Source organism: Microvirgula aerodenitrificans DSM 15089, assembly GCF_000620105.1.
Taxonomy (GTDB): Bacteria; Pseudomonadota; Gammaproteobacteria; order Burkholderiales; family Aquaspirillaceae; genus Microvirgula; species Microvirgula aerodenitrificans.
The window spans coordinates 1-17,110 of sequence record NZ_JHVK01000008.1 but is presented as its reverse complement, the minus strand read 5'-3'; the positions used below and the strand labels follow the sequence as shown (position 1 = coordinate 17,110).

Below are 17,110 nucleotides of genomic sequence, written 5' to 3'. Positions count from 1 at the left end.
TCACCGAATCACGCCCGGCAGCGCCGTTGCCGTGTGCTCATGCTGTTTTCACTCCTGGCTGGCCTGGCCGGCTGCACGACGGCAGGTCCTGACTATCACCGACCCGTGGTGCAGGTGCCGGCGAACTGGGTCGAGGCCGGAGCGGCCATGAAAAACAGTGATCACGACGGACTGCGCTCGTGGTGGCAATCATTTCAGGACCCCATGCTCGACAGCCTGGTCGATCAGGTCCTGGCGCGGAATCAGGATCTCGATATCGCACTGGCGCGCCTGCGGCAGGCGCGTGCTGAACGAGAGCAGATCGCCTCGTCGTCCGGACCCACGGTTTCAGCCGGTGGTTCAGGCGAGGCCCGGCGCAGCAGCAAGGCGCTCACTTCGCAATCCGGAGGGGAGTCGCGGGCTTGGCATTTTGGTTTCGATGCCAGCTGGGAGCCGGATCTGTTTGGCGGCACGCGCAGAGCGCTCGAAGCCGCCGACGCGGGTATCGAGGCGCTGGCCGCAGATCATCGTGCGCTGCAGGTAAGCCTGGCAGCCGAACTGGTGTCCAGTTACGCCGGGCTGCGTGCGACGCAACAACGCCTGGGTATCGCGCGCGACAACATTCGTACGCTCGTTGACATCGAGCGATTGGCCGGACAGGCGCACCGGATGGGGCTGGGCACCCTGGCCGATGTCATGCAGGCACGTGCCGAACGTGAAACAGCCGAAGCGCAGCCACCGTTGATGGAAGCGGACATTGCCCGTTTCAGCCATGCCATTGGTGTCTTGGCCGGTGGTTTCCCCGAAGACGGGCACGCAGCCCTGGCCAAGCTTTCGCCAATGTTGACCATGCGTACTCCTGTGCCGCTTTCATTGCCTTCTGAAGTGATTCGCCAACGCCCGGATCTGCGGGCAGACGAACGACGCCTGGCCGCAGCCAGCGCCCAGATCGGCGTTGCCGAAGCCGAACGCTTTCCCAGGTTTCGTATCCCTTTGGGCATCGGTACCACGGCCAGCATCATTCACAGTCTTTTTTCGGGCGCCAGCCTGGCCTGGTCGGCCGGGATGCAGGGCAGCCAATCGCTCTACGACGGGGGGCGCGCACGCGCGGGTGTGACGGCTGCACAAGCTAATGCCGACGCGGCAAGGCTGGTCTACGAAAAAGACGTGCGTCTTGCGCTTCGCGATGTGGAGGATGCCTTGGTGACATGGACGAGTGAACGCCAGCGCCAGGCCTCCCTGAGCAAGGCCGTTGCCGCCAGCCAGCAAGCCCTGGAGCATTCGACCCGGCTCTACGGGCGGGGATTGAGTGCCTATCTGCCGGTACTTGTCGCACAGCGCACGGTCAATCAGGCGCGAGATGAACAGATCCTCAGTCAGCTGGAAGAGGTGCGCGGCATCATTGCCCTTTACCGGTCCATGGGTGCGGGGCAGTCAGCCAGGTGCGATACGGCGCCCTGCCGCCCGGGAGATCTGTCCAGTGTGAAAACCGAACTTCACCATGGAAGCGGGACCTCTTCACCATTGGCCTTTTCACCAAAATAAAGCGATGGCAAAAAGCGGGAGAGAAAGGTGAACTCTGTGTAGCAATGCCGCATCAGCGCCAGCCCCATGGCTTCACTCGGGGCATGTTCGTCATCCAGTCCCAGGACGAAGCGGCTGCGAAGCACGCAGCCAAAAGGGGTGTCCCTGGCGACGTGCAGCATTTGTCCGCTCACGGGATCGCCATTCTCATCCAGCTTCACCCCGTCTCCAAAACCGATCCGGGCCGCAACAATGGCCGATACCCGGTGGCTGGCGAAGGCGTCGTCCACCATTGAGGGCGCAAACACATCGCGAGGATCATGGAATTTGAGCCTGGCGGTCACCGGAGGAATTTCTCCCAGGGATTCGACAGCGGAGATGCTGGCGCCATGGTAGCGCTTGCCCTTCTCCCAGTTTGCGTCCCATCCCGAATGTTCGACGTGATCTGCCGGATGCCACCACTTGATGTGCTGGGTAGTTTCGAAAAACGTGAACCACCAGTCGAGCATCCTTCCCTTGCAGCCATGGAGATCGGTACGCACAGCCACCAGCAGACTGCGATTTTCAAGACGTTGCACCCCCATCTCCAGTGTCATGGGGGCGGGATCAAGGAGAGGACTGTGGTCAAGCCACGGTTTGGCGAGTTGGGACATCATCGGCTTCCTTTCGCGATTGGCGGAGCGACCATGATATAGGAAACGAACATCGTTTCCTATATCATGGTCGTCATTGCCCAATGCCGAGGAACCCCCCATGCCCCAACCGGAAAAAGGACTGCGCGGACGGCCGCCACGACCAGAAGAAGACGTAAGACGGGCGCTGCTGCAAAGTGCCATGGACGTGTTGCTGGAAAGCGGTTATGAAGCCGCCACGATGGAGGCGATAGCCAGGCGCGCTGGCGTGGCCAAGAAAACCGCCTATCGCCATGCCGAGAATCGACAGGAACTGATCGGTCTGGCGGTTCGCCAGTGGACGGATGGCTATGCGCCGTCCATGCAGATGGATCCGCAGGACACGGGTGACGCTGCGCAAGCACTCCGGGCGATTCTGGAAAACGTCTGCATGCAGGTACTGTCCGAAACCGCTGTTCGCGTCTTCCGCCTGCTGACGACTGAGTTTCCCGGCAAGCAGGAACTCCTGGACAGTTACCAGCGCAATGGGATTGAACGTGGGCAGATGCTGCTTTCCGGTTGGCTCGAAAAACAGTCCCGCAAGGGGCTTTTGCATGCCCCGGAGCCGGCCGTGCTGGCCAAAGCCATTCTGGCAATGGCAGTGGCCGAGCCGCTGCGCCAGATGGCGCTTGGCATGATGCGCCCCCTGCCGGAAGGATCAGTCGCGGCGCATCTCGATGCCTGCATGGATGTGCTGTCGCTTCTGATCGCTCGGCCTGGCAGTCCATCCCAGGCCGGATGAACGGCAATCGAACGCCTCTCCGGCAGACCCGTTATCGAGGCGAAGCTCATCGTTCGGCCTGCACAACTACAGCCGCGAATGCAGGGCCAGCACAGTGGCCAGCGGCGCCTGGCACAGCGAGACGGCCTCGCCACCATCGGCAAATACCGGCCGGCACAGCGAGGTCAGCGTGGCGCCCGGCAGGGCTTCGATCGCCAGACTGGCACCGCGTTCGCGGGCATGGGTGGCGGCATCGTGCCAGTGCACCTGACGCGCCATGTTGAATGCCAGGTCGTCCCGGATCGCGTCGGCCTGGAAGAGCGCCCGCGCACTGCTGGCGCTGACATACGTGCAGCGCGGCGGCGAGACGGTGACACGATCGAACGCCGCCCGCATCTGACTGGCCGCCCCGGACAACAGCATGCAGTGCGAGGGCACGCTGATGGCAATACGATGCACCTTGCGCGCATGAAAGTCGCGCACGGCCGCTTCGGCAAGACGGGCGAGCCCGTTCTCATGCCCGGCCACGACAATCTGCTCGGCCGAATTGATATTGGCCACGTAGACCGGTTCCTCCTCACGGAACTGCCCGGCCACCAGCCGTTCCACCTGGGCCAGCGACAGACCGATCACGGCACTCATTCCGTAGCCGGACGGATACGCCTGCTGCATCAGTGCGCCGCGCAGGCGCACCAGTTGCAGCGCATCGGCAAAGGTCAGGCTGCCGGCCGCGACGGCAGCCGGATAGGCGCCGATGGACAGGCCCAGCACCATGTCGGGCTCGCAGCCCGCGTCGGCCAGCAGGCGCGCCGAGGCCACGCCGGCGATCAACAGTGACAATTGCACTGCCTGTGTCGAACGCAGCGCATCGGCGGAATCCAGTTCGGACAGCCCCTGTCCCAGACCGTCACAGGCCTCTTCCAGTGTCCGGGTCACCTCGGGGTGGGCAGGCAGGGCATGCAGCATGCCGGGGCGCTGGGCGCCCTGGCCCGGAAAAGTCAGCAGGGTTGTCATGACGGGGTCTCCATCGTCCAGGGTTGATCGGTCAATTGCGGTCCACGCCGCGTTTTCACCAGTACGTGCGCGTCACCCCGCGCCCATTCGCGCAGTGCCAGCCCCCGATCGTCCGGCAGGATGAGCTGCACATCGCAATGGCAGGCCGGCAGCTCGAATGCCGCCAGCAGTTGCCGCGCGGCTTCGCGGGTCAGGGGCTCAGGCGCGTACAGCACCATGTCGAGATCGCTGCCGACGCTGACGGTATCCGCGCCCGTGGCCAGTTCGTAGGCCACACTGCCGGCCGGCCCCCAGTCGAAGGACAGCGACAGGCGATCGCGCAGCGCATCCCACGCCTGCAACGCCGGCAGGGTGCCACGCCCGGCCCGCGATGCATGCATTCGCAGTGCCGTGGGCCGCACGCGGCGAACGATGGCAGCCTGCGGGACGGCAGTGCCGTGGCGTTCGGCACGCGAGTGCCCGCGCAAACCGACGGCCACCCATCCCGGTGCCACCTCGGCACGGCGCACCACCAGCGGATGCGCCGCATGCACCCTGCCCTGCGCCCAGGCCGGGAGGCCGGCAAACCACCCGGGCAGGCGCGTGGCGATATCGGCCTGCAGCCACACCAGTTCATGCACCAGATACGCTTCGGGCATCTGAACCTCCTGTCCGATAAAAAGCCCCCGGCCCTGTTCAGGCATTACGGCTGCAGCAGCGGTGCCGTCAGCACGATGAACAGCGGAATCGTCACAATGAATGCGGCGGTACTGACCAGCAGTGCCCCTTCTCCATCGGGCGACTGGATGCCATAGCGGTTGCCGAACACCACACCAAAGAAGCCGGCAGACAGGGCGACCAGCAGCACACCCGCCACGACGATGACCGGATCCAGGCCGAACGCGAGAGCGATCCCCCAGGCGATGAACGGCTGCACAAGGTTCTTCAGCACCGCGCTGAAAATCACCACGCCATTGATCTTGAGCTTGCGGGCCGACAGGATCACCCCGGTCAGGAACAGCGCGGCGGCCAGCGAAGCGGCGCCAAGCGGCTTGAATGCCACCAGCAGCAGCTCCGGTGCCTTCAGGTCAGCCGCACCCAGCAGTGCCGAACCGATCACGCCAAGGATCGGACCGAACACCAGCGGCTTTTTCATCGAGGCCCACATCAGGCGCGGCAGGGCGCTGGTCATCGGCAGACGCGGCGCGCCACTGGCCTGGGCCTTGGCTGCTTCCAGCATCATCAGGCAGATCGGCGTCATCAGCACGGAGCCGCAGGCAATGGCGATGGCCACATTCAGCGACGTCGTCGCGCTTTCCCCCAGCACACCGTTGAGAATGGGCAGGCCCAGGGCCGCATAGTTCGGCAAGGCCACGGTCAGCGACAGCACCGCCGTATCGCCAAGCGGCTTGCGGCACACTTTTGCAGACACGAAATACACAATGGCGTACACCACCCACATCGACAGCGTCAGTACCGCAACCAGCGGCACCTGCTTGACGATGCCGGCCCACGGCGTTTGCACCGTGGCCAGGAACAGACCGCCAGGCAGGGCGAAGTCCATCAGGAAAATGTTCAGGATCGCCACATTGGCGTTGTCGACCAGCTTGGCCTTGCCGGCCCAGTAGCCGAGCGCAAGGATGACGAAAATCGGTGCAAGCGCCTTGAGAATGAAATAGCCCATGGCTGTCTCCAGATAGAGGGGTTATTGGCTTCCCGCACGCATGCGGGTCCCCGCAGCACGGCGTGAAGCGCCGTGCCGTTGCAGGCAGTACGGGAAGCGGAGGGAAGTTTAAAGAGGCATCAGGCCCATTGCGCACGCAACAGCTGACGCACCCGGGCCGAAGCGGCCCGGGTCTCGGCGCCAAGACGGCAGGACAGGTCGCGCGGCGAGCTCAGGATGTCGGCAACGGCAGCGGTCAGCGTCTGGCGGACCTGCGACAGGTCGTCGGCAGTCGGTGCATCGGCCTGCTCCATGTCCAGCAGCTTCCACAGCAGGCCGAGCTTCGCGTAGTTGCCGATGTCGTAGGCCATCGGCGCCACCGTGGCAGCCAGCTTTTCCAGTTCCTCGACCGTACGCAGCGTGATGCGCGCCGCGGCGGCCTGGTACATGGCATGCACCAGCACCTTCGGGTCGTTGAGGGCGATCAGGCGGTTGGCCTGATAGCCATGGGCGAGGAAACCGCCCGACATGGCCTTGCCCACGATCAGCGCCACTACCGGGTGGCCTTGCTGGCGGGCATTCGCATACGCAGCGCCGGCAGCAGCCAGCGCCAGGTGAATGCCGAACGCCTCTTCGCGGCGACCATAGGCCTGGCTGCGCACGTCGACGACCGCGATCAGCGTCCGCTTGTCCTCACGGTCGGCATCGGCCTTGACCGCCTCGCTGACGGCCCGGGCGACGTTCCAGCCTTCCAGCAGCCCCACTTCGCCGTTTCTGGCGCGCGGGAAACGGTTTGCCGGATCCGGCAGCACGGCAATGACGCGAGCGGCGCGGCCAGCCAGTTCGATATCGGCGGCCTGTACCGAGTCCGGCAGCCCGGCGACCGGCGAACCGCCGGCGACGAGCGCCTCAAACCAGACCCGCCCGCGTTGCGACGCGGCGGTGTTCGTATGCTGTTCGCTCATGCCTTGACTCCTTTGCCAAAGATTTCACGTACCCGGGCGCTATCCGGCTGCGTATCGACATCGATACGGTCCAGCAGGGCCAGGAATTCGTCGATACGCTGGTCACGCGGCAGGGCCGGCACACCGGCTGCCGCCAGTTCACGCACGGTATCGACCATGCGTGCTACATCGTCCGCCACGTAACGGTCGGCCAGACCGGTGGCATGGCGCTGCTCGCCGCCGGACAGGCTCCAGATGAACGGCTTGTCCCGCGAGTCGTATTCGGCAATGCCCGCTTCCTGCTCGATCACCTGCGGACCGTTCAGCCCATAGCGCGCCTCGCGCGTCACCACCACATAGCTGCACAGCGCGGCAGCCACCGACATGCCACCAAAGCAGCCGACGGTACCGGCAATCACGCCGATCACCGGCTGATAGCGACGCAGATCGGCAATGGCAGCATGGATTTCGGCAATCGCCGCCAGCCCCAGATTGGCTTCCTGCAGCCGCACGCCGCCGGTTTCCAGCAGCAGCACGGCCAGGGTCGGGATACCGTTGCGATTGTCTTCCGCAGCCAGTTCGAGTGCGCCGGCCATCTTCGCGCCGGAGACTTCGCCCATGCTGCCGCCCTGGAAGCTGCCTTCGATGCCGAGCACGACGGCGCTCTGGCCATTGATGGTCCCGCGCGCCACCACCAGGCCGTCATCGGCCTGGGTCACGATGCCCTGCGAGGCCAGCCACGGCGAGGTCACACGATCGAACGGGTCCAGCAACTCGCGCATGCTGCCCGTATCCAGCAGCGCCCGCGCCCGTTCGCGGGCGCTCAGTTCAATAAAGCTGTCCGACAGCCGGTTTTTGCTCATGTCCATCGTGATCCTCACTTTCCGGCCGCACGGGCGACGATTTCCATGCCCTGCTCCAGGCGCATGCGCACGACGCCCGGCGTGGCGCCGAAGTCATTGATTTCGACCTGCATGGCGGCCTCCCCGGACCGCTCGGCGAACATCCGGTCGAACAGGGCCTGCCAGCGGCTGGCGGCACCATCCACCGAGGTGTTGACGACAATCGTGGTCCGGCCGGCGTGACCCGGCTCGATCAGGACCTCAAGATCGCCACTCCCGACCACGCCGACCTGCACGCGACCGGCCACCGGCTGTTGGGCCGGGTATTCAAATCTGATGGTTTCCATTCAGGACTCCCTCGTTTACATAGTGACTTGCCGCTCCAGCGCATCGAGAAACAGCGTGGCGGCCAGAAGGTCCGCCGCCCCGCCGGGCGATGCGTTGTGAGCCAGCATGTTCAGTTCAAGGCGGTACAACAGATGTTGTCCTTGCAGGCTGCCTGTGCCGCCAGCGCGCAGGATGTCGCGCGCCAGCGACTGAGCGTCCCGCAGCGCCGCCTCGCCACCGCGCGACAGCACGCAGGTGTCATGCAGGCGGGCAAGAATCGCAATCAGCGCATCGAGGCGGGCGACGTCTTCCGGCTGGCCGGCGGCGCGACTGGCGCGCAATGCCGGCAGACCGATGTCGATCACATGCGGAAAGGCCTGCTGCGCCTCGCCGCGCGCGCCCGGCACGCCATACCGCGTGCGCATGCGTTCGCCGTTGCTGGCCTGCGGCTGACTGAAGCGGTCCGCCAGGCAAGCCAGCGAGGCCGCCCGCCGGGCGACATTCGCCGCCATCAGATCCGCCGGCTGCATGGCGGCAGCCGCGCTCAGCAGCCCCAGTGCCCAGATGGCACCCCGGTGGGTGTTCACCCCGCCGGTGACGCGCATCATGTCGGCCTCGGCCTCGCGACCGATCCGGCCCACCGCTTCGCGCAGCGCCAGATCGGCTTCGGCATGGGCCGCTGCCTCGCCCATCCGGGCAAAGCCGTCATGCAGGGCATGGGCCGAGCGCCGCATCAGATCCAGCGTCAGATCACGGTGAGCGCCGCTGCCGCGCTGGTCCACCAGGCCCGGCTTCGGCGTCAGTTCCGCCTCGTCGACCAGGGCACGGACGGCCAGGTCAGCGATGCGCAGCGCCAGCGGCACCGAGCGATTCAGGACGAATCCGTTCATTACCAGCTCCGGAAACGGGCCGGCGGGTTGTAAAGTCCGTCGGACCATTCGACCAGCTCGGCGATGCTCTTGGCCGCCAGTTGCGAGCGCGTGGCTTCGGCCCGGTCGACGCCAAGGTCCTCCGGCAGGGCAATCAGGCCCTGACGGCGCATCTCGGAGGTCTTTTTCGGGTCATGGCGCATGCCGATTGGCGTGACACCGGCCACTGCCGCGATCATTTCGCGTCGTTCTTCCAGCGAGCGGGCCTTGTACAGATAGGCAATGCCTTCTTCGGTCAGCACGTGGGTCACGTCGTCGCCGTAGACCATGACCGGTGCCAGCGGCATGCTGGCCGCCTTGGCCACATCGATGGCATCGAGGCTTTCGACAAAGGTAGGCTTGTCGCCGGGCTGGTAGGTTTCCACCATCTGCACGACCAGCTTCTTGCCGCGTTCCAGCGGGTTGTCGGTCTGCAGCAGGTCGAGCCAGGCCGGGGTCGCATGGCGGCGGCCACGCGGGTCATGCCCCATGTTCGGCGCGCCCCCGAAACCGGCGATCCGGCCACGGGTCACGGTCGAGGAATGCCCGTCGGCATCCATCTGCAGTGTGGAGCCGATAAACATGTCCACCGCGTACTGGCCAGCCATCTGGCAATAGGCGCGGTTGGAGCGCAGCGAACCGTCCGCGCCGGTGAAGAACACGTCGGGACGCGCGCGGATATACTCTTCCATGCCGAGTTCGCCGCCGAAGCAGTGCACGCTCTCGACCCAGCCCGATTCGATCGCCGGGATCAGCGTCGGGTGCGGGTTCAGGGTCCAGTGCTTGCAGATCTTGCCCTTCAGACCGAGCTTTTCACCGTAGGTCGGCAGCAGCAGTTCGATGGCGGCGGTATTGAAGCCCAGGCCATGGTTCAGTGACTGCACCTGGTGACGCTCGTAAATGCCGCGGATCGCCATCATGGCCATCAGCACGTGCACGGGCTTGATCAGCCGCGGATCACGGGTGAACAGCGGTTCGATAAAGAACGGCTGGTCGGCAACCACAACAAAATCCACCCACGAACCCGGAATGTCGACGCGCGGCAGTTCGCTCTCGTCCTCGACCAGTTCATTGACCTGGGCAATGACGATACCGTCCTTGAACGCGGCGGCTTCGACAATGGGCGGCGTGTCTTCGGTGCTGGGCCCGGTATACAGATTGCCGTGACGGTCGGCCTTGTAGGCGGCGACCAGGGCCACGTTCGGGATCAGGTCGACGAACAGGCGCGCATACAGTTCGATGTAGGTGTGAATGGCACCGATTTCGAGCAGATCGTCTTCAAGCAACTGGCTGATGCGCAGGCTTTGCGGGCCGGAGAACGAGAAGTCGAGCTTGCGGGCGATACCGCGCTCGAACAGGTCGAGGTGCTCCGGACGTCCGACGCTCGGCATGATCATGTGCAGATCATGCAGCTTGCCCGGGTTGACCCTGGCCAGTGCGCGCGACAGGAAATCGGCCTGCTTCTGATTGTTGCCTTCCAGGACCACGCGGTCCCCCGGCGCAATCAGGATTTCCAGCGCTTCAACGATCCGGTTGGTCGGAATGACCCGACCATTTGCCAGTTTGCCGAGGGCTTCGAGCCGGCGTTTTTTCTCATTACGCCGCCCATTCCATACCGGTGCCTGGCTAGACGCCTGGGTAGTGTCCATGTCTGCTCCATGCGGGATTGATGTGGACGCACATTAATCCCGCATATTTGGAGCTTCAATTAAGCTCAGCGTGATTTCGTTAAGCTTGGCGTAATGGACTCAGATGGCCCGACCTCGCCTGTCACTCGGCATGGGCTTGCGGATAAAGCTGATTGGCCGTCATCCGGCATGCGGCGGCCAGCGACAGCAGATTGGCATCGCGCTCGCGCGCATGCAGGTAGACCAGACCGATCTCTTGCCGCATGCGGTAGCGCGGTGCGAGCGGCACCAGTTTCACCCGGTCACCAAACACCCCGCGTACCCGCCCTGGCAACAGGGTATAGCCGACCCCTCCCGCCACCAGGTTCATCAGCGAGTAGATATCACCGACGCGCGCTACCACCTTCGGGGAAAAACCGGCCACATTGAACGCGTCCTGAAACCGCCGGTAAGTGACGAAGCCATCGGACAGCGAAACATAATCGACGTCGGAAAAAGCCTGCAGATCAATGGTTTCGGCATCGGCGAACGCCGAATGGCCCGGCACGGCGAAAAACACTTCATCATCGAACAGCGGCACACACTCGAATTTCCCGTCACCTTCCTCGAAGCCCATGATGGCAGCGTCGATCTGGCCGGCCAGCAATTTGGCCCTCAGGCTATCGTTGGAACCGAGCACCAGCTCCACCTGCAGCGCCGGGCGGCGCAGTTTGAGATCCATCAGCACCTGCGGCATCACCTGGGACGTCAGCGAATACAGGGAACCGATACGCAGCAGCGAGGAGGACAGTCCGGCTTCCTGCCGCGTCATCTCCATCCCGCGCTCCATATGCTCGATGACCTCGCCGGCCACCTGCGCCAGCACCCTGGCCGCCTGCGTGGGCACCAGATTGCGTCCTTCATTGCGAAACAGCGGACACCCGAGCCCTTCCTCCAGCGAGTGCAGCGCACGATGGATGCTGACAGCCGTCGTATCCATCTGCTCCGCGATTCTGGCCAGATTGCCGGTCTGCATGAAGGCCAGCAGCACCTCCAGCTTGCGGAAGGTAATTTTCTCGTCAATCCGTTCCTTCATCTGGAAACCGCCTCGCGCTGGGGTGAAAGTGAACGGCCGAATGTTCGGTGCCATGCCGATGCCACGTCAATGTTTACTCCGCCCGCTTGTGACGGAGGTTAAGTGAGGATGACGTCATCTGGATGTTTCTGCTGTTGCAGGCCATGGGTTGTCTGGCGGTTTTTCGGGAGGAGGTCAGCCGCCGTTTGCAAGAGGAAGGGATCCTAATAAGGTCGTGCCTGAGGCAGTAATTGTAGTTACTCCTGCATCAAGCGCTTCTTTTTTCAGATTTCTAGCAGCCCAACTGCCGCAATATATGAAGAATGGCACAGTGGGGTTTAAATTTCTAATTTTCATAGCCAAGTCAATTCCAGCTTTGTCACTCTCTGGGCGCCCCATGTCGGAGATAACAATATCGTATTGTTTTGACTTAAATTTATCAACACCCTCCGAAGTCGACTGCGCGGTGTCAATCATGGCTCCTCGCTGTTCAAGTGTTGCTACTAAGAGGCTATTGTTTCTGGGCTGATCATCAACCCACAATATTCTCCCCCCCGTAGGCGATGAAAATTTTATTGAGGGCTCTGTCAATTTGGCTGCGGCATCGATTTTTTTTCAATTTCGGCAACTTTTTGTTGTAGGTCACTCAATATAATGCGCTGCTGCTCCGAGACCTCTTCCATCGTCAGTTCATGTCCAGCAACTTTAATGGTGAACCTTCTTCCTCTGGCGGATTCAATGATTTTCTTCAGCGGCTCATAAAATATAAAGCTCAATATCGAAAAAAATATGGGCCAAGCTAGCGAGGCTAGGGATGAAATTAATTTGGCAAATGATTCCATGGGGCACCTGAGAGATAGCTAGCATTTGATGTCAGCGAACGGAAAAATCCATACAATTTACTGAAACGAATTGTCAAGCATTTATTTGGTGTAGTGAACATATCCAAAACTGTACTTATGAAGCATTTCTACTGTTTTGGATGCCCTTGGCGGAATTGGCTCGAAACTTTTTTCCACTACAAAGAAAAGCTACTTTGTTTTTTCAAAGATGTGCTCAGGCATTTTCTGGCCGACAGCAGCCATCACCGACACTTGATTGACATTGGCATAGTCACTCTATCACAACAGATTCCCAGCATTCCACCCCGAATCCGCCTCTGATGGCGGGCTCGTCGTTTTCGACACCCCGCTGACACCGGGCACGCTCCCTGCATGCAGCTGGCCGCTGGCTAAACACATGGAGATCATTACATGGGTAACCGCCAACTTCAGTTGAACTTTGGCGGGTCATATCAAGCCCTCCCACTCACTACGACCGCGCCGCGCCGGGGCAGGTCAGCACTCGAAGCCATGGCCCGCCGGGCGATCAATCACATCAAGGCAAATTACGGCCAGCATGCCGGTAGCCGTTTCTCCGGGCATGGTGAGGCGCTACGCGCACCTGTCAAGGGCCCACCTGGCCGAGTATGTGGGGAGGCTCGAAGGTACAAAATCACCTACAGTCGATCCAATAATGAAAATGGGTTAAACGCGGCAACGTTTAACCCATTGATACAACTAACATTTCTGGTGCCGACTACCGGAATCGAACTGGTGACCTACTGATTACAAGTCTTAGCTTCTTGGTGTTGACGACAATTGACGAGCGTAGATAGAAACAAAAAATACTTTTATAAACATTGCAATACAATCATACCCCACTTCGAAATCTGTCGATCAATGTTGACCAACATTGATCGTTCTTGCTTACATAGTGCTTACATGAAAACGATGTAAGCACGGAGGATACGCATATGGCCCGAATCAGATTCACCATCGGCCTTGTCGAGAAGGCCTGCTGTGAACCGGGCAAAAGCCAAGCCTTTCTGTGGGACACCGACGCCCCGGGTCTTGGACTCCGCATTACACAGAGCGGCGCCAAAGCCTACATCTTTCAGAGTAGGATTCATGCAAACACAGTACGCGTCACAATTGGCAGTGTAGACAGCTGGCGCCTGGATGCTCCCGCCAAAAGCCAGGACAACAGTGCGCGCAAAGAAGCACGTCGACTACAAACCCTGTGCGATGCTGGCATCGACCCCCGCGACGAGAAGCAAGACAAAAAGGCGGAATCAGCCGCCAGAAAGGCACGTGTAGAACGCCAGCGCGTCACCTTGCGCGAAGTTTGGCCGAGCTATATCGCAGCCAACGCTCATCGCTGGAGCGACAAACACAAGAGATCCCACGAAAGCCTGGCTCACGAAGGAGGGCTTCCTCGGGTCCGCTCCAAAGCAAAAGTCACAATTGCCGGCCCCCTCGCCTCACTGCTGGATGTGCGGCTGGCTGACCTTGATGCCGACCGGCTGGAATCCTGGCTACAAACGGAAAGCGTCACTCGACCGACTACAGCAGCCCTCGCCTTTCGCCTGCTGCGCGCATGCGTGAATTGGTGCGAAGAACAGCCAGAGTTCACCAAGCTAATTCCCGACAATGCCACTCACGCCAAGAAAGTTCGGACAGCACTGCCTACGCCCAGAACAAAAGATGACTGCATGCAGCGCGAGCAGCTCTCCGCCTGGTTCAAAGCTATTCGTGAGCTCAACAACCCGATTCAGTCAGCCTACCTGCAAGCTCTCCTGCTCACTGGCGCCCGCCGTGAAGAGTTGGCAGCGCTGCGCTGGAGTGAGGTCGACTTCAAATGGAACAGCTTGACCATCCGTGACAAGGTTGAAGGAGAACGCACCATCCCGTTGACTCCCTATGTGGCGAGTCTGCTGCAAGGTCTCTCACGAGAGAACGAGTGGGTATTCAGCAGTACGACCGCAGCGAGTGGGCACATCGTGGAACCTCGTATCGGCCACAACAAGGCGCTGGCTGCAGCAGGGCTACCGCCCCTCACCCTACACGGCTTGCGCCGTTCGTTTGGCACACTATCCGAGTGGGTTGAATGCCCGGTTGGCATCGTTGCCCAGATCATGGGGCATAAGCCTAGCGCTCTAGCAGAGAAGCACTATCGTCGTCGTCCTTTGGACTTGCTACGTATGTGGCACATAAGAATCGAAACATGGATCCTAACCAATGCACAGATATCGCAAAATGTCAAAGGCATTACTAGCAAGTAACCAATTGATATTGTTGTCATTTCAAAAATAGCACAATGACATAACCAACAAAAATTTGACAAAGCACCACGGGATCAGGCCAAGTAAGAGCTCCAACTTGAGCTTGGAGGTATCAACCACCGTTTCGTGGTTGTATCGACCTTGCATGAAATGCAAGCTTTCGTCTATAGAACAGGAGAAAATGACAATGGAATCTGAGCTTCACGCCGCAATCTCAGAGTCGTATGCCCTTTTGAATGAAATAGCGCCGCACAAAGAAAATTGGGATGACTCTTTTTTAAAAATCGATCCGCTTATGTGTGTGCCAGACAGACACACGCCTCGCGCAACAGAGCTACTTAATAGCGCATTTAATTCAATTACCCAACAACTGGAACTATCACGTAAAGTCATTTACTCGCTCAAACTTCGTAAACTTAAAACTAAGTTGAGCAAAATTGCGCCTATATTCTTGAAAGTTCGTACAGGTAGCAGAAGCTCGACTGCGCGTGCACACCGTAGATCTCGTGTGGGAACTAAAGCGTCCAGCAGCAGTTCAGGTGGGTCATCAGACAGTGATGGTCCTGCACCACACCCTCTCCAGCCAATAGCCTCCCCCCTCTCTCGCGTCCTCTTCGCGCCGCTCGCCTCCCCTCTGGAGGTGCAGCAATGAACTCCCCCATCGAGAAGTACCTCAGCACCAATTGCCTGCTATTGACCACGAATCAAGCAGCAGAGATGTTGAATTTCAAACCCCAGACGCTACGCAAGTGGGCATCTACAGGCGCATATCCATCCGGCCTTAAACCCCAGAAGATTGGTGGATCTCTGCGTTGGCCAATCGAGCAAGTTACTGCACTTGTGATGGATAAGGGGCAAAAAAATGACGAATGATTTTTATTTGGATTTTGATACGCCTCGCTTCCCCATTCGCCAGCTACCTCAGCTACTTCGAGAGGCAGTCTCAGAAGTACAGCTCATCATACAGGCTCCAATTCCTCTGATTGTGTCGAGTGCTCTCAGTGCTCTATCACTCGTCTGCCAGGGAAGAACAAATGTTCGTATGCCAACAGGGTCCTGCGTGCCCACCTCCCTGATGCTGCTCTGCATCGCAGAGTCAGGTGAACGAAAATCCACGACAGAGAACATTTTTCTAGCTCCCATCCGAGCTTTTCAGATAGCTAAACATGAAAGTTATCAAATACGGAGGAGAGAGTGGGAGGTTCAAGCCAGCATTTGGGAAACCAAAGAACGGGCGCTCCTGAAAGCCATAGCCAAGAAAATGCAGAACAACGAGGAAACCGTAGCAGAAGAACAACTACTGAAAGAGCTCGCAGCACAGAAGCCCACGGCACCTCGCTCATTCAAGATGCTATTCGATGACACGAGCTCAGCCGCCCTATTCTCCAGTCTCAGCACAGACCTACCATCGGTGGGACTGATATCAAGTGAGGGAGCAAGCATCTTGAAAAGCCAAGCGTTCAGCGACTTCCCGAAGCTGAATGCCATGTGGAGCGGTGACACCATTACCGTTAATCGTGCAAAAGGAGGGCAAAATTATAGCCTTCATGACTGCCGGTTGACTGTATCAGTCATGGTGCAACCAGCCCCCTTTGAGGCCTACATGAAGCAGCAAGGAGATGTCACGACAGGAGCAGGTCTATGGGCGCGCTTCCTCGTTTGTAAACCCACATCAACTCAGGGGCAACGTTTTCAGGGACACACCCCTCCATTACAAGAACATCAGAAGCAATTTACTGACCGTCTAACCGAAATACTGGAGCAAAATATAGTCCTACTTGAAAAATCTGAAAATGAAAAGAACGTGGTTGAGTTTTCAGATGATGCGCAAAATTTATGGAGGGATGTTTCTGACTGGATAGAGGCTGAAATCGCAAAGGGTGGTCTATATGCTGAAGCAAAGGGCCATGCTTCAAAGCTGGCAGAAAATATTGCTAGGGTAGCTGCACTTTTCCATGTCATCGAAGGCACATCAGGCCCGATCCTAGTAAAAACGCTAGACAGTGCCATCGCCACCTGCCTATGGTTTTCAAGGCAATATATAAATATATTTGTACCAATCCCTCAAGAACAGATAGATGCAGAAGAGTTAGGGACATGGCTAGATGAAAGATGGGAAAGGTCCACCCGTCCAATAGAAAAAAATTACATTCTCAAGTTTGGCCCAAGCAAAATGAGGAGGGACCAAAGAATGAGCAAAGCCATTTCTGTCCTAGAAAAGGCTGGGGCCATTCGCGTTTACAGGGAATCACGATTCGGTAGAACAAACAATCGCATATACTATACTGAGTTCGTTGAGCCAGGACCAAATAGTCACTTAATAATCCCACTTTCTTTTTACAAGGGAAATTATAATTTCTAAGCACCGATCTATTACATAAAGTTGCTATTCCTGCTACTTGTAGCAGGAATAGCGTGTCGCAATGATCATAAAAATTTCACACCGCACGACGTCACCCCGGATTCAGTAGCACTCAGCTTTAGAGCCCGGTGGTTAATGTAGCCGGTTTTCCGGCTAACTGCTTCGCATAGGCTGACGGTGTCAGCCCACCCAAACACCTCTTTGGTCTCTCGTCGTTGTACTCCCGTCTCCACACCTCGATGACGACACGGGCATGAGCCAAAGTGGTGAACCAGTGCTCGTTCAGACACTCGTCCCGAAACCGTCCGTTGAACGACTCGATGTAGGCATTCTGGTTTGGCTTGCCAGGCTCGATTTGCCGCAGCAGTACTCCGCGCTGATGCGCCCAGGT

18 protein-coding genes are annotated in these 17,110 nt (G+C 59.4%); 5 read left to right on the top strand and 13 right to left on the bottom strand.

Annotated elements, in window-relative coordinates; all coding sequences use genetic code 11:
- Window positions 1-39: 39 nt before the first annotated feature.
- Entirely contained in the window at window positions 40-1,524 is a 1,485-nt protein-coding gene (locus Q352_RS20310; protein ID WP_211249608.1) for an efflux transporter outer membrane subunit, read from the top strand.
- On the opposite strand, the gene Q352_RS0108390 is transcribed toward Q352_RS20310, so the two are convergent.
- Entirely contained in the window at window positions 1,476-2,156 is a 681-nt protein-coding gene (locus Q352_RS0108390; RefSeq protein ID WP_199905583.1) for a DAPG hydrolase family protein, read from the bottom strand. The genes Q352_RS20310 and Q352_RS0108390 overlap by 49 nt on opposite strands.
- A 100-nt stretch (window positions 2,157-2,256) precedes the next feature.
- On the opposite strand from Q352_RS0108390, the gene Q352_RS0108385 reads away from it, so the two are divergent.
- Window positions 2,257-2,916 (top strand): TetR/AcrR family transcriptional regulator, encoded by a 660-nt coding sequence (locus tag Q352_RS0108385; RefSeq protein WP_028498966.1) that lies wholly within the window; start codon window positions 2,257-2,259, stop codon window positions 2,914-2,916.
- A gap of 66 nt (window positions 2,917-2,982) precedes the next feature.
- Here the strand turns inward: Q352_RS0108385 and mdcH are convergent, their stop codons facing one another.
- The 11 genes from mdcH to Q352_RS23290 all read right to left on the bottom strand — a co-directional run bounded on the left by mdcH (window position 2,983) and on the right by Q352_RS23290 (window position 12,096).
- Window positions 2,983-3,909 carry a malonate decarboxylase subunit epsilon gene (gene mdcH / locus Q352_RS0108380; RefSeq protein WP_028498965.1) on the bottom strand — a complete coding sequence of 309 codons (927 nt, stop codon included), beginning with the start codon at window positions 3,907-3,909 and terminating at the stop codon, window positions 2,983-2,985.
- Window positions 3,906-4,547, bottom strand: coding sequence for a malonate decarboxylase holo-ACP synthase (locus tag Q352_RS0108375; protein ID WP_028498964.1), 642 nt, complete (start codon window positions 4,545-4,547; stop codon window positions 3,906-3,908). Before Q352_RS0108375 ends, mdcH begins: the two co-directional genes overlap by 4 nt.
- A gap of 44 nt (window positions 4,548-4,591) precedes the next feature.
- Window positions 4,592-5,572 (bottom strand): AEC family transporter, encoded by a 981-nt coding sequence (locus tag Q352_RS0108370; RefSeq protein ID WP_028498963.1) that lies wholly within the window; start codon window positions 5,570-5,572, stop codon window positions 4,592-4,594.
- Between the two features lie 119 nt (window positions 5,573-5,691).
- Entirely contained in the window at window positions 5,692-6,516 is an 825-nt protein-coding gene (gene mdcE / locus Q352_RS0108365; protein WP_028498962.1) for a biotin-independent malonate decarboxylase subunit gamma, read from the bottom strand.
- Window positions 6,513-7,358 carry a biotin-independent malonate decarboxylase subunit beta gene (locus Q352_RS0108360; RefSeq protein WP_233495235.1) on the bottom strand — a complete coding sequence of 282 codons (846 nt, stop codon included), beginning with the start codon at window positions 7,356-7,358 and terminating at the stop codon, window positions 6,513-6,515. The genes mdcE and Q352_RS0108360 overlap by 4 nt, the downstream gene beginning before the upstream one ends.
- 14 nt (window positions 7,359-7,372) lie before the next feature.
- The gene (locus Q352_RS0108355) at window positions 7,373-7,684 is read right to left on the bottom strand and encodes a malonate decarboxylase subunit delta (protein WP_028498960.1); all 312 of its coding nucleotides are present in this window, start codon (window positions 7,682-7,684) and stop codon (window positions 7,373-7,375) included.
- A 15-nt stretch (window positions 7,685-7,699) separates the two neighbouring features.
- The gene (locus Q352_RS0108350) at window positions 7,700-8,554 is read right to left on the bottom strand and encodes a triphosphoribosyl-dephospho-CoA synthase (protein ID WP_028498959.1); all 855 of its coding nucleotides are present in this window, start codon (window positions 8,552-8,554) and stop codon (window positions 7,700-7,702) included.
- Window positions 8,554-10,221 carry a malonate decarboxylase subunit alpha gene (gene mdcA / locus Q352_RS0108345; protein ID WP_028498958.1) on the bottom strand — a complete coding sequence of 556 codons (1,668 nt, stop codon included), beginning with the start codon at window positions 10,219-10,221 and terminating at the stop codon, window positions 8,554-8,556. The genes Q352_RS0108350 and mdcA overlap by 1 nt, the downstream gene beginning before the upstream one ends.
- A gap of 121 nt (window positions 10,222-10,342) precedes the next feature.
- A complete protein-coding gene (locus tag Q352_RS0108340; protein ID WP_234412969.1) occupies window positions 10,343-11,329 on the bottom strand; it encodes a LysR family transcriptional regulator in 987 nt (328 codons plus the stop codon).
- Between the two features lie 120 nt (window positions 11,330-11,449).
- The gene (locus Q352_RS22780; protein ID WP_169735636.1) at window positions 11,450-11,797 is read right to left on the bottom strand and encodes a response regulator; all 348 of its coding nucleotides are present in this window, start codon (window positions 11,795-11,797) and stop codon (window positions 11,450-11,452) included.
- 44 nt (window positions 11,798-11,841) lie between these two features.
- Complete coding sequence (locus Q352_RS23290) at window positions 11,842-12,096, bottom strand: hypothetical protein (protein ID WP_156952497.1); 255 nt, start codon at window positions 12,094-12,096, stop codon at window positions 11,842-11,844.
- Between the two features lie 953 nt (window positions 12,097-13,049).
- On the opposite strand from Q352_RS23290, the gene Q352_RS20305 reads away from it, so the two are divergent.
- From Q352_RS20305 to Q352_RS22770, 3 genes are all read left to right on the top strand, one after another.
- Window positions 13,050-14,357, top strand: a complete 1,308-nt coding sequence (locus Q352_RS20305; RefSeq protein WP_036385747.1) for a tyrosine-type recombinase/integrase — start codon at window positions 13,050-13,052, stop codon at window positions 14,355-14,357.
- 648 nt (window positions 14,358-15,005) lie between these two features.
- Complete coding sequence (locus Q352_RS22775; RefSeq protein ID WP_084299975.1) at window positions 15,006-15,230, top strand: helix-turn-helix domain-containing protein; 225 nt, start codon at window positions 15,006-15,008, stop codon at window positions 15,228-15,230.
- On the top strand, window positions 15,220-16,719 hold the full coding sequence (locus tag Q352_RS22770) for a YfjI family protein (RefSeq protein ID WP_084299973.1): 1,500 nt from the start codon (window positions 15,220-15,222) through the stop codon (window positions 16,717-16,719). The genes Q352_RS22775 and Q352_RS22770 overlap by 11 nt, the downstream gene beginning before the upstream one ends.
- A 118-nt stretch (window positions 16,720-16,837) precedes the next feature.
- Here the strand turns inward: Q352_RS22770 and Q352_RS0108315 are convergent.
- The coding region (locus tag Q352_RS0108315; protein ID WP_028498956.1) for an integrase core domain-containing protein at window positions 16,838-17,110 on the bottom strand (273 nt) is incomplete at its 5' end.